Consider the following 12,371-nt stretch of genomic DNA (forward strand, 5'->3'; position numbering starts at 1 on the left):
GCTGAGGGCACGCGCGGGCGCAGGTGGACGAGCGACGGGTCAGGTCAGACCGTCGCTCGTCCGCCACAGGTGCTCGCGCGGGGTGAGCCCGCTGGTGCGCATCTGCTCGGCCATCTCGCGCCCGACGTAGCGGAAGTGCCACGACTCGTAGTCGTAGCACGTGACGGCGCTCTGCCCCTCGGGGTAGCTGAGCACGAAGCCGTACTGCCAGGAGTTCTCCCGCAGCCACGCCCCCGCGGGCGTCTGCCCCCAGTCCGGATGCTCCCACGCCGGGGTACCGGTGCCCGCGCTGCGCAGGTCGAGCGCCGTCCCGAGCTGGTGCTCGGAGTGTCCCGGTCGGGCGCTCTCGGCGAGCGCCCCGGCCTCACCGATCGTGGCCACCCACTCCTGGAAGATCTCCTGCTGGCTCGTGTGGTCGCGGAAGGCCGACTGGACGGCGAACCCCGCCCCTGCCGCTCGCGCCGCCTCGTCCATCGCACGCAGGTCGTCGACGACCAGCGCGCGGATCTCACCCCAGCCCTCGACCCCCGCCGTCCCGACGGGGACGAGGTCGTCGGGGCGGTAGTCCGGACCGAGGGTGAACGAGGTGTCGAGCAACGTCACCGACCAGTCGCTCAGCGCGGCGAAGCGGGTGGGCACGTCGTCGTAGGCGCACACGGGGAGCGCTGGCGCGGCGGGCAGCGGGTCGGGCGCGACGTCCGGGACGACGGCCGCCCGGGGGGCGCTGTTCCCGCCGCTGGTGGCGGGTGAGGCCGGCGCGGACGACGCGCTCGGCCGGGGCACGTCGTCGGCCGGGGCTGCCACCCCCTGCGTCGTCCGCTGCGCCATCCCCTGCGGGAGCACGCTGGCGAGCAGCATCCCGGAGGCAGCCACGACAACCACGAGCACCTGCGCGGGCACGTGGCTGGTAGGGGTCACCGCCGGTCGCCCAGCCCTTCAGCGACGACTATCGCAGTCGCGATCCCGCCGTCGTGGGACAGGGACAGGTGCAGCCGGTCCACTCCGAGCTCGGCAGCCCGGGCCGCGACCGTGCCGCGGATCTCGACCACCGGCGGTCCGCCAGGGACCCTCGGGACCGTCGCGTCGTGCCAGTGCAGGTTGCCCGGGGCACCCAGCGCCTTGGCCAAGGCTTCCTTGGCCGCGAAACGGGCCGCGATCGAGGACGGGGCGAGGTCGCGCTCGACGGGGGTGAAGAGCTTCTCCCGCAGCCGTGGCGCACGCTCGAGCGCGGCCATGAAGCGCGCGATGTCGACGACGTCGACCCCGACCCCGAGGATCACTCGACGGTGACGGACTTGGCCAGGTTGCGCGGCTGGTCCACGTCGAGCCCACGGGCCGTCGCCAGCTCGCAGGCGAAGATCTGCAACGGCACCACCGTGAGGAGCGGGGCGAGCAGGGTGGGGCTCTGCGGGACCCAGAACACCTCGTCGGCGAAGGGCAGCACCGCGTCGTCGCCGTCCTCGGCGATGACCAGCGTCCGCGCGCCGCGGGCCCGGATCTCCTGGATGTTGGAGATGACCTTGGAGTGCAGGGAGTCGCGACCACGCGGGGACGGCACGATGACGAAGACGGGCTGGCCGGGCTCGATGAGCGCGATCGGGCCGTGCTTGAGCTCACCGGCCGCGAAGCCCTCGGCGTGGATGTAGGCGAGCTCCTTGAGCTTGAGCGCACCCTCCATGGCGACCGGGAACCCGACGTGACGACCGAGGAACAGCACCGAGGACGTGTCAGACATCCAGCGGGCGATCTCACGGACGCGCCCACCGCGGTCGATGACCTCCTGGATCTTGGCCGGCATGGCCTTGAGGTCGTCGAAGATCTCAGCGATCTCGTCCGGGAACTTGTTGCCGCGCAGCTGGGCGAGGTACAGCCCGAGCAGGTACGCCGCGGTGATCTGGGACAGGAACGCCTTGGTCGAGGCGACCGCGATCTCCGGGCCGGCGTGGGTGTAGAGCACAGCATCGGACTCGCGCGGGATGGTCGAGCCGTGGGTGTTGACGATCGAGACGACCTTGGCGCCCTGCTCGCGGGCGTGGCGCACGGCCATGAGCGTGTCCATGGTCTCCCCGGACTGCGTCACGGCGACGACGAGGGTCTTCTCGTTGACGACCGGGTCGCGGTAGCGGAACTCGTGAGCGAGCTCGACCTCGACGGGGATGCGGCACCAGTGCTCGATCGCGTACTTGGCGACGTGCCCGGCGTAGGCCGCGGTCCCGCACGCGATGACGATGATCTTGTCGACGCTGCGCAGCACTGCCTCGTCGATGCGCAGGTCGTCCAGGATGAGGCGGCCGTCGATGTCGGTGCGGCCCAGCAGGGTATCCCCGACGGCCTGTGGCTGGTCGTGGATCTCCTTGTCCATGAAGGAGGCGAAGCCACCCTTCTCGGCAGCCTCGGCGTCCCAGTCGACGGTGAACCGGCGCGGCTCGACGGGCTCGCCGGCGAAGTCGATGACGGAGACCTTGTCCGCGGTGATCGTGACGATCTGGTCCTGGTCGAGCTCGAGGGCCTCACGGGTGTAGGCGATGAAGGCGGCGACGTCCGAGCCGAGGAAGTTCTCCCCCTCGCCCAGGCCGACGACCAGCGGGGAGTCGTGACGGGCGCCCACGACGGTGTCGGGCTGGTCGGCGTGCACGGCCAGCAGGGTGAACGTGCCCTCCAGACGCAGCGCGACGCGGCGCATCGCCTCGGTGAGATCGCCGGTCGCGGCGTGCTCCTTGGCGAGCAGGTGCGCGGCGACCTCGGTGTCGGTCTCGGACAGGAACGTCACGCCGTCGGCGAGCAGCTCCTTCTTGAGCACGGCGAAGTTCTCGACGATGCCGTTGTGGATCACCGCGAGCTGTCCGCCGTCGGCCAGGTGCGGGTGGGCGTTGAGGTCGTTGGGGGCGCCGTGGGTGGCCCAGCGGGTGTGCCCGATCGCGGCGGTGGCCGGCGGGAGCGGGTTCTCCTCGAGCTCGGTGACGAGGTTGACGAGCTTGCCGGCCTTCTTCGCCGACGACAAGGGCGCGCCGGGTGCGACGAGCGCCACACCCGCGGAGTCGTATCCGCGGTACTCCAGGCGCCGCAGACCGTCGATCACGACCTCCTGAGCGCGCGTCGAAGGGGTCTGGGAGCCAACGTATCCAACGATTCCACACATAGGTCGTTAGTGTAATCGACATGCTTCCGTCCAACGATCAGGCAGAATCATCAGGTGGTAGCCCCTAATCTCGTCCCGGCCACGCCGTATGTCGATCTTGATCGCGCGGCCTGGTACCGACTCTCAGAGTCGACCCCTCTGCCCCTGACCGACGACGACGTCGCCAGGCTGCGCGGGCTCGGCGACCCCATCGACCTCGCTGAGGTGGACACGATCTACCGGCCGCTGTCGCGGTTGCTCAACCTCTACGTGGGGACGGCCGCAAGCCTGACCAAGGCCACGTCGACCTTCCTGCGAGAAGAGTCGGGGGGCACTCCCTACGTCATCGGCGTGGCCGGCTCCGTCGCCGTGGGCAAGTCCACGACCTCCCGGGTGCTGCGCGAGATGATGGCCCGCTGGCCGGACACCCCTCGGGTCGAGCTGGTCACCACCGACGGGTTCCTCTACCCCAACGCCGAGCTCGAGCGGCGCGGCCTCATGGACCGCAAGGGCTTCCCCGAGTCCTTCGACCGGCGGGCCCTGCTGCGCTTCCTCACCAAGGTCAAGGCCGGGCGCCCCGAGGTCCGCGCACCGGTCTACGACCACCTCACCTATGACATCGTCCCGGGCAAGGAGATCGTGGTCCGCCGCCCCGACGTGCTCATCGTCGAGGGGCTCAACGTGCTCCAGCCGGGCCGGGCCACCGAGAGCGGATCCCGGCTCGCGGTGAGCGACTTCTTCGACTTCTCCATCTACGTCGATGCCCGCACCTCTGACATCCGCCAGTGGTACGTGGACCGTTTCTTGTCGTTGCGCGGCACCGCCTTCGCGCGGCCCGAGTCCTACTTCCACCGCTACGCCACCCTGTCCGACGACGAGGCCGTCGCCAAGGCGGAGAGCATCTGGGACACGATCAACGAGCCGAACCTGCGGGAGAACATCCTGCCGACCCGGTCCCGGGCCACCCTCGTGCTCACCAAGGGTCCTGACCACTCCGTCCAGCGGGTCCGGCTGCGCAAGATCTGAGACGGCCGGCACTGTCAGGGAGCGTCAGGCGGCGTCAAGGCACGCAGTCTCCGCGGAGGCCGGGGCGACCGGTGCAGCCGCTCCCCTGGCGCGCAGCACCCGCCGCAGCACCCAGTCGATCCCGAGTCCGGCGGCTGCTCCCACGGTCACCCCGATCACGACCGCGAGGACCGGGTTGCCGTGCAGCCACGCCCCCGCACCTACGCCCAGCGCGGTCGAGTACGCCGCCCAGGTCAGGGCGGCGAGCACCGCGAGCGGGGTGAAGCGTCGCAACGGGAAGCGGGAGGAACCGGCTGTCATGTTCACCGCGACCCGTCCGACGGGGATGTACCGCGCGGCGATGATGAGCGGGGCGGGGCGGGCCAGGAAGGCGCGGTCGGCCCAGGTGAAGGCCGCCTGCACCTGCCGTCCGCGCAGGAACGGCACCCGCCGCAGCGGCAGCCCCGCTCCGATGGTGTAGGCCACCAGGTCCCCGGCCAGGGCGCCGACGGCGGCTGCCAGGACGAGGAGCCACAGATCGGGGCCCTGGGCGGAGGCTGACAGCGCGGCCACCGCGATGATGATCGACTCGCTCGGGACCGGTGGGAAGAACGCGTCGACGAAGACGACGGCGGTCACGACCGCCAGGATCCACGGCGATGCCGCCAGGGCGGTGGCCCACAGGTCGAGTCCGTCGAGCATGGCAGGCCTTCCGTCGCTGAGCAGGTCTCTGCCAGCCTAGGAACACCGTGCGCGCAGGTCATCAGGGGTCTCCCCGATCTCTCCCCCGATACCTCCCCCGAGAGCACCCCTGAGCTCAGCGCACCTCAGGGCAGGTCGAACCGGAGGATCCGGGCCGCCGTGGACGGATCAGGGCTGTCCGCCCAGAACCGGCCCAGGTTCTCGTTCGTGGACAACGACCGCAGCTCGGCGTGGTCGAGGTAGAGCTGCCCGCGCAGGTGGTCGGTCTCGTGCTGGATGATGCGCGCGGGCCACCCGGTGAGGACCTCGTCGAGCTCACGCCCGGTCTCGTCCTGCCCGGTGAGGCGCACGCTGCGGTGCCGTGAGACCACGGCCTGGTAGCCGTCCACGCTCAGGCAGCCCTCGTAGAAGGCCCGCCGCTCGTTGCCCACAGCCTCGTAGGAGGGGTTGACGAGCACCCGGTGCTCGAGCGGGGTCCGCTCGCGCGGGTCCTCAGCAGCACCCTCGCCCGTTCCCGGGTCCCACACCACCGCGACCGCCAGCCCGACGCCGATCTGCGGCGCCGCCAGCCCGACGCCCGGGGCGTCGAGCATCGTCAGCCGCATCGCGTGGACGAAGTCCTCGAAGAGGTCGCCCAGCTGCCCGTCGTAGACGGCCGCGGGGGCCCTCAGCACCGGGTGACCGGCCTGCACGATCGGCAGCACCCCGCGGTCGTTGGCGTCCAGGAACGCCTCGACAGCAGCCCGGAAGGTCGGGTCGACGGCCATGGTCAGAGCGTCAGACGCGCGCGGACGACGTCGACGAGCGACTGGGCGATCTCGTCGGCCTGGGCCTGGTTCTCGGCCTCGACCATGACGCGCACGAGCGCCTCGGTGCCCGAGGGACGCAGCAGCACACGGCCGGACTTGCCCAGCACCTCCTCAGCAGCCTTCACCGCTGCCAGCACCTCGACGTCGGTGCTGGCGCGCGCCTTGTCGACGCCGGGCACGTTGATCATCGTCTGCGGCAGCTTGCCGATGCTCGAGGCGAGCTCAGACATCGTGACCTTGGACTCCGCGAGGCGGGAGAGCAGATGCAGCGCGGTGAGCGTGCCGTCACCGGTCGTGGCGAAGTCGGTGAGCAGGACGTGGCCGGACTGCTCGCCACCGACGGAGTATCCGCCGCGGCGCATCTCCTCGAGCACGTACCGGTCCCCCACCGCGGTCTCGACCGTGCGGATGCCGGCGCGCTCCATCGCGAGCTTGAGCCCCAGGTTGGACATGACGGTGGTGACCAGGGTCCCGTTGGTCAGCGTGCCGCGCTCGGCGTGCGCCTGGGCCAGGATCCCCATGATCTGGTCACCGTCGACGATGTTGCCGTCCTCGTCGGAGGCGATGCAGCGGTCGGCGTCGCCGTCGAAGGACACGCCCGCGTGGGCCCAGTGGCCCACGGTGGCCGCGGCCATCCGGCGCGGGTGGGTGGCGCCGTAGCCGTTGTTGATGTTCTCGCCGTCGGGGTAGGACCCGATGACGACGACCTCGGCGCCGGCGCGGCGCAGAGCCTCGGGGCCGACCTCGCTCGCAGAGCCGTTCGCGCTGTCCACGACCACCTTGAGGCCGTCGAGGCGGTAGGGCACGGTCCCCACGATGTAGTCGACGTAACGCCACACGGCGGCGAAGTCCTGCGTCATGCGCCCGACGGCGGGGCCGACCGGACGCTCCCAGTCCTCGCCCAGCAGGATCTCGATCTGGTCCTCGACCTCGTCGGCCAGCTTGTAGCCGGACCGGTCGAAGAACTTGATGCCGTTGTCTTCCATCGGGTTGTGCGACGCGGAGATCATCACACCGAGGTCGAAGTCCATGTTCCCGGCCAGGTAGGCCACGGCCGGGGTGGGCACCACGCCGACGTCGACGACGTCGACCCCGGCGCTGGCCAGACCGGCGCAGACGGCAGCCGAGAGGAACTCACCGGAGGCCCGCGGGTCACGCCCGACGACGGCCTTGGGCCGGTGTCCGGAGAACACGCCGCGCTGACCGAGCACGTGCGCTGCGGCGACAGCGAGGTCGAGTGCCAGCTCCGCAGTCACATCGCGGTTCGCCAGACCTCGAACGCCGTCAGTTCCGAAAAGTCGACCCATGTCCACGCCTCACGTCAAAAAGATTGTTTGGTTACCTGACAAAAAACGGCGGCCCCGATGGAGAACCATCGGGGCCGCCGCCTGAGCGCAACGATCAGCGCTTGGAGTACTGCGGTGCCTTACGGGCCTTCTTGAGTCCAGCCTTCTTGCGCTCGACGACGCGGGCGTCGCGGGTCAGGAAGCCAGCCTTCTTCAGCGCGGGACGGTTGTTCTCTTCGTCGACCTCGTTGAGTGCACGAGCGATTCCGAGACGCAGCGCGCCGGCCTGGCCGGAGGTGCCACCACCGTTGATGCGTGCGATGACGTCGAAACGGCCCTCGACGTCAACGAGCTTGAACGGGGAGTTCACGAGCTGCTGGTGGACCTTGTTCGGGAAGTAGTCCTCGAGCGTGCGCCCGTTGATCTTCCACTGTCCGGTGCCGGGGACGATGCGCACGCGGGCGATCGCCTCCTTGCGACGCCCCAGGGCCTGGGCCGGCGCAGTGTTGCTCTGGCCACGGCCCGCGGGGGCTGCAGTCTCAGAGGTGTAGGTGCTGGGAGCTTCTTCGTCCAGCGTGTCGATGTCAACGGTGGTTTCAGCCACAGCGGTGTCCTCGTGTCCTTGTTTGTCTGCTCAGCAGGCGGGGCCTACTGGGCGACCTGGGTGATCTCGAAGGGCTTCGGCTGCTGCGCAGCGTGGGGGTGCTCAGCGTCGCGGTAGACCTTGAGCTTGCCCAGCTGGTTGCGGCCGAGGGTGGTCTTGGGGAGCATGCCGCGGACGGCCTTCTCCACTGCGCGCTCGGGGTTCTTCTCCAGGAGATCGGAGTAAGCAACGGCACGCAGACCACCCGGGTAACCGGAGTGGGAGTATGCAAGCTTCTGCTCACGCTTGTTGCCGGTCAGGGCAACCTTGCCGGCGTTGATGACGATGACGAAGTCACCGCCGTCGGCGTGCGGAGCGAAGGTGGCCTTGTGCTTGCCTCGGAGCAAGGTAGCAACGTGGGTAGCGAGGCGGCCCAGGACGACATCGGTCGCGTCGATGACGTACCAGTCGCTCTGGACGTCGCCGGGCTTCGGGGTGTACGTGCGCACGGTCGTAGCCTTCGTTTCGTGTTCGTGTCTTCTCCGACGCAGGATTCTGCGGCCGGTGAGGTCGGTGAGCGCTTCGTGGTAGACCTCGCGAGTGGGCGCACCGGTCACGTATGGAAGCACAACGACTCGTTACGATATCCGCTCGAGGTGCAACCGGTCAAAACCGGTTACGTCACAGCAGGAGGATCCGCCTGTTCTGACGGTTCCTCGCCGAGCTGTTCTCAGAAGCACGAGCGGGAACAAGACAAGTCGCAGAACGATACTACCCGAGAGTCTGCCCGGCGTCGGTCAGGCATCCACGCTCTGACATGCCGCGCACTCCCGCGCGGTCGCGGTGGGCGCGCACGCGGGGCACACGACCTCGAGCGTCGTGCACGACGGCGCGGCGCAGTTCTCGTAGTTCGACGTCGTCTCCCCGCACAGGGTGCACCGTCCCAGGGAGCGGGTCTCGTCGTCGAAGTCGATGTGCATCCGTTGGTCGAAGACGTAGAGCGACCCCTCCCACAGGCCCTTCGAGCCGAAGGTCTCGCCGTACCGGACGATGCCGCCGTCGATCTGGTAGACCTCGCCGAAGCCGCGCGAGGTCATGAGCGCGGACAGCACCTCGCAGCGGACCCCGCCGGTGCAGTACGTGACGACCGGACGCCCCTTGAGGTCGTCGTACTTGCCCGAGTCGAGCTCGGCCACGAAGTCGTGGGTGGTGCGGACGTCGGGCACCACCGCGCCCTTGAACTTGCCGATCTCCGCCTCGAAGGCGTTGCGGCCGTCGAAGAACACGACGTCGTCGCCGCGGGCGGCGACGAGGTCGTCCACCTCCTGGGGGCTCAGGTGCACGCCGCCTCCGACCACACCCGACTCGTCGACCGCCAGCTCGTGCGGGGCCCCGAAGCTCACCAGCTCGGGGCGGACCTTGACGCTGAGCCGCGGGAAGTCCGTCCCGGTCCCCTGCGACCACTTGACGTCCATGTCGGCGAAGCCGGGGTACTGCCGGGTGGTGCGCACGTAGCGCTTGAGGTTCTCCACCGTCCCGCCGAGCGTGGCGTTGATCCCGTGCTCGGAGATGATCACCCGGCCGGTGAGGTCCCACTGCTGGGCCAGCGCGGTCTGCCAGAGCTTGACCGCGAGCGGGTCGGCGACCGGGGTGAAGGCGTAGAAGAGGACGATCTTGTGCACAGCCATGGCCCAAGCCTAAGCGGGGTCGTCCCCCTCCCCGATCACCGCTCCCGGCGCACCCGCTCCACGTCCCACACGGGCTCGTCGGTGAGCTGGACCCGCCCGTCGCTGCCGAAGACGAGGAAGCGGTCGAAGCCGCGGGCGAACCAACGGTCGTGCGTCACCGCCACGACCGTCCCCTCGAACTGGGCCAGCCCGGCCTCCAGCGCCTCGGCCGAGTGCAGGTCGAGGTTGTCGGTCGGCTCGTCGAGCAGGAGCAGGGTCGCTCCCCCGAGCTCGAGGAGCAGGATCTGGAACCGGGCCTGCTGCCCGCCGGACAGTGTCTCGAAGCGCTGCTCGGCCTGGCCGGCGAGCTCGTAGCGGTCCAGGGCCTTGCTCGCGGGTTCACGGCTCATGCCGTCGCGTGCCCCTTCCCCGCGGTGCAGGATGTCCAGCAGCGTCTTGCCCTCGAACTCGGGGTGGGCGTGGTTCTGGGCGAACCAGCCCGGGCGCACCCGGGAGCCGAGGGTGACCGAGCCGGTGTGGGCGACCGGCCCGCCGTGCACCGGCGCTCCGCCCGGGACCGGGGCGTGGTCGGAGTCGCTCGGGTCGGGGTTGGACCCGCCCGCGGCCAGCAGCCGCATGAAGTGCGACTTGCCCGAGCCGTTGGAGCCGAGCACCGCGACCCGGTCGCCGAACCAGATCTCGGCGTCGAAGGGCTCCATCAGCCCGGTGAGCTCGAGGGCGTCGGCCACGACCGCGCGCTTGGCGGTGCGGCCCCCGGTGAGGCGGACGCGGACGTTCTGCTCCCGGACCACCACCTCCGGCGGACCGGCCTCCTCGAAGCGGCGCAGCCGGCTCTGTGCGGCCTGGTAGCGGCTGGCGAGCCCGTCGTTGAAGGCGGACTTGTTCTTGAGCATGTTCACCAGGTCCTTGAGCTTGGTGTGCTCCTCGTCCCAGCGGCGACGCATCTCCTCCAGCCGGCTCATCCGGTCGTCGCGGGCTGCGCCATAGGTATCAAATCCGCCGCCGTGGACCCAGATGGATCCCCCGGAGGGGTTCGGCTCGAGGGAGGCGACCTGGGTCGCCGTGCGGGAGAGCAGCTCGCGGTCGTGGCTGATGAACAGCACCGTCTTGGGGGTGGCGGCGAGCTGCGACTCCAGCCACCGCTTGGTGGGAACGTCGAGGTAGTTGTCCGGCTCGTCGAGCAGCAGCACCTCCTCGGGGCCGCGCAGCAGCGCCGTGAGGACGAGGCGCTTCTGCTCTCCACCGGAGAGGGTGCGGACCTCGCGCCACTGCGCCTGGTCGAAAGGGATCGACAGGACCTCGTCGGTCACGTGGTCCCAGTCGTTCTCGGCCTCGTAGCCGCGGGCGTCGGCCCAGTCGGCGATGGCCTGCGCGTAGCGCATCTGGGTGGGTTCGTCCTCGCCGGTCATCATGGCCAGCTCGGCGGCAGCCAGCTCGACGCCCGCCTCCCGGACGGCCGACGGCGCGAGGTCCACGAGCAGGTCGCGGATCGTGCGGTCGTCGTCGATCCGCCCGACGAACTGACGCATGACACCCAGCCCGCCGCTGCGGGTCACCCGGCCGCCGTGCGGGGCGAGGTCGTCGGCGACGATCCGCATGAGCGTCGTCTTGCCGGCCCCGTTGGGCCCCACGAGCGCGACCTTGGCGCCGTCACCGACCCGGAGGTTGACCCCGGCGAGCAACGGGCGTCCGTCGGGGAGGAAGTAGCTGATGTCGTTGATGTCGATATGGCCCACGGGACAAGTGTGAGGCCTGGGCCGGCCTGCGGACGACCTCTTTTCCCTGAGAGCGCACGCGGGCGTCGTCGACGTGCGCGGTCCGGCGACCGATGGCACGGTGAAGTATGAGCAACGACACCCCAGAGACCCGCCCTGACCCCGAGCTCGGATCAGAGGGCGACTCCGACCAGCTGACCAAGGAAGACCTGCTCGCCGACCGTGCCGTCGACGACCTCCTCGACGAGGGCTACTCGCCGCCCGAGCGTGACCGCCCCAACCACTACGGCGAGACGGCTCTGGAGGAACGGACCGGCGAGTCCCTCGACCAGCGCCTCGCCGAGGAGGAGCCCGACGTCTGGGACCGCCCAGACCTCAGGGGCAGCGAACCAGACCGCGCCGGCCGCCTCGTGGCCGACGACGAAGCCCTGGACGGGCGCCCGAACGACACCTTCGCCGAGGACGTCGGCGTGGCTGGCGGCGCTGCGAGCGCCGAAGAGGCAGCCGTGCACGTCATCGAGGAGCCCTGAGACGAGCCCTGACCGCCTCCGCGCTGGCTACGGCTCCCCGGGCACCCACAGGTGCTCGGCGGCACGCCGGGCGCGGATGAGCTCGGCCCGCGCGGCCAGCTCGGCGTCCGGGGGGTAGATGACCTCCTCCAGCACGAGCCCGTGCGCCGGCACGACGCCGGCGCGCGGGTCGCGCTCCCCCGTCGCGAGCACCTGAGCGGGCCAGTCCACGCTCTGGCGTCCCTCGCCGACCGCGAGCGAGGCGCCGACGAGGGCCCGGACCATGTTGTGGCAGAAGGCGTCGGCCTGGATCCGAGCAACGACGAGCCCGGCGTCCGCCCCTGAGGCGGGCCGTTCCCAGGTGAACTCCTGCAGGTGACGGATGGTCGTCGCGCCCGGGCGCGGCCGGCAGAAGGCCGCGAAGTCGCGCACGCCGATGAGTGGCTGCAGCGCCGCGTGCATCGCCTCGACGTCCAGCCCCCGACGCAACCACAGGGTCCAGTCGCGGGTGAGCGGGTCGTGCAGCGGCGGCGTGTCAGCGATCCGGAAGGTGTAGCGCCGCAGCAGGGCGCCGAACCGCGCCTCGAAGCCGGGCGGAGCCTCCCTCACCGCGCGCACCCGCAGGTCGGAGGGCAGCACCCCGTTGAGCCGGGACAGCAGCGCCTGGGCGGGCGTGCGCGCGGACCGCCCGGCCACCTTGGCCCATACCGCGGGGTCGAGGTCGAAGTGGGCCACCTGTCCGCGGGAGTGCACCCCGGCGTCCGTACGCCCTGCGACGGTCAGTCGCGGTGCGGGCACCCGCAAGATCCTGGTGAGCGCCTCGTCGAGCGTGCCTTCCACCGTCCGCAGGCCTGGTTGGGTGGCCCAGCCGGCGAAGTCGGTACCGCGGTAGGAGAAGTCGAGCCGGATGCGAATCACGCCGTACATCATCGCCTACCCCAGGTGCCCGGTGCCAC

At 70.4% G+C, this 12,371-nt stretch carries 13 protein-coding genes; 2 read left to right on the top strand and 11 right to left on the bottom strand.

The genetic code is table 11. The features are described 5' to 3' along the window. Positions 1 to 39: 39 nt before the first annotated feature. From SS2_RS12460 to glmS, 3 genes are read right to left on the bottom strand one after another with little or no spacing between them, the layout of a single operon-like run. Entirely contained in the window at positions 40 to 918 is an 879-nt protein-coding gene (locus tag SS2_RS12460) for a M15 family metallopeptidase (RefSeq protein ID WP_157607331.1), read from the bottom strand. Continuing rightward, positions 915 to 1,280, bottom strand: a complete 366-nt coding sequence (locus tag SS2_RS12465) for a holo-ACP synthase (protein ID WP_066464592.1) — start codon at positions 1,278 to 1,280, stop codon at positions 915 to 917. Before SS2_RS12465 ends, SS2_RS12460 begins: the two co-directional genes overlap by 4 nt. Next, positions 1,277 to 3,139: a glutamine--fructose-6-phosphate transaminase (isomerizing) gene (gene glmS, locus SS2_RS12470; RefSeq protein WP_066464595.1), complete on the bottom strand. Its 1,863-nt coding sequence runs from the start codon at positions 3,137 to 3,139 to the stop codon at positions 1,277 to 1,279. The genes SS2_RS12465 and glmS overlap by 4 nt, the downstream gene beginning before the upstream one ends. Positions 3,140 to 3,193: 54 nt before the next feature. Here glmS and coaA point away from each other — a divergent pair, with 54 nt between their 5' ends. Beyond that, positions 3,194 to 4,144 (top strand): type I pantothenate kinase, encoded by a 951-nt coding sequence (gene coaA, locus SS2_RS12475; protein WP_083942205.1) that lies wholly within the window; start codon positions 3,194 to 3,196, stop codon positions 4,142 to 4,144. Positions 4,145 to 4,168: 24 nt separating this feature from the next. Here coaA and SS2_RS12480 read toward each other — a convergent pair whose 3' ends face one another. The 7 genes from SS2_RS12480 to SS2_RS12510 form a co-directional block, all read right to left on the bottom strand. Continuing rightward, complete coding sequence (locus SS2_RS12480) at positions 4,169 to 4,825, bottom strand: DedA family protein (protein WP_066464599.1); 657 nt, start codon at positions 4,823 to 4,825, stop codon at positions 4,169 to 4,171. A gap of 125 nt (positions 4,826 to 4,950) precedes the next feature. Beyond that, on the bottom strand, positions 4,951 to 5,592 hold the full coding sequence (locus SS2_RS12485; protein WP_066464602.1) for a peptide deformylase: 642 nt from the start codon (positions 5,590 to 5,592) through the stop codon (positions 4,951 to 4,953). 2 nt (positions 5,593 to 5,594) lie between these two features. Further along, positions 5,595 to 6,941 carry a phosphoglucosamine mutase gene (glmM, locus tag SS2_RS12490; RefSeq protein WP_066464607.1) on the bottom strand — a complete coding sequence of 449 codons (1,347 nt, stop codon included), beginning with the start codon at positions 6,939 to 6,941 and terminating at the stop codon, positions 5,595 to 5,597. Between the two features lie 94 nt (positions 6,942 to 7,035). Beyond that, positions 7,036 to 7,524, bottom strand: coding sequence for a 30S ribosomal protein S9 (rpsI, locus tag SS2_RS12495; protein ID WP_066464609.1), 489 nt, complete (start codon positions 7,522 to 7,524; stop codon positions 7,036 to 7,038). A 44-nt stretch (positions 7,525 to 7,568) separates the two neighbouring features. Beyond that, complete coding sequence (rplM, locus tag SS2_RS12500) at positions 7,569 to 8,012, bottom strand: 50S ribosomal protein L13 (protein WP_066464613.1); 444 nt, start codon at positions 8,010 to 8,012, stop codon at positions 7,569 to 7,571. 288 nt (positions 8,013 to 8,300) lie between these two features. After that, positions 8,301 to 9,191, bottom strand: a complete 891-nt coding sequence (gene trhO, locus SS2_RS12505) for an oxygen-dependent tRNA uridine(34) hydroxylase TrhO (protein ID WP_066464615.1) — start codon at positions 9,189 to 9,191, stop codon at positions 8,301 to 8,303. 35 nt (positions 9,192 to 9,226) lie between these two features. Beyond that, entirely contained in the window at positions 9,227 to 10,927 is a 1,701-nt protein-coding gene (locus tag SS2_RS12510) for an ABC-F family ATP-binding cassette domain-containing protein (RefSeq protein ID WP_066464617.1), read from the bottom strand. A 107-nt stretch (positions 10,928 to 11,034) separates the two neighbouring features. Between SS2_RS12510 and SS2_RS12515 the strand changes: the two genes are divergently transcribed. After that, entirely contained in the window at positions 11,035 to 11,436 is a 402-nt protein-coding gene (locus SS2_RS12515; protein ID WP_066464619.1) for a DUF5709 domain-containing protein, read from the top strand. A gap of 27 nt (positions 11,437 to 11,463) precedes the next feature. Here SS2_RS12515 and truA read toward each other — a convergent pair whose 3' ends face one another. Then, a complete protein-coding gene (truA, locus tag SS2_RS12520; protein ID WP_066464775.1) occupies positions 11,464 to 12,342 on the bottom strand; it encodes a tRNA pseudouridine(38-40) synthase TruA in 879 nt (292 codons plus the stop codon). Between the last annotated feature and the right edge of the window lie 29 nt (positions 12,343 to 12,371).

The sequence above is a fragment of the Sanguibacter suarezii NBRC 16159 genome, from assembly GCF_001552735.1.
Taxonomy (GTDB): domain Bacteria; phylum Actinomycetota; class Actinomycetes; order Actinomycetales; family Cellulomonadaceae; genus Sanguibacter; species Sanguibacter suarezii.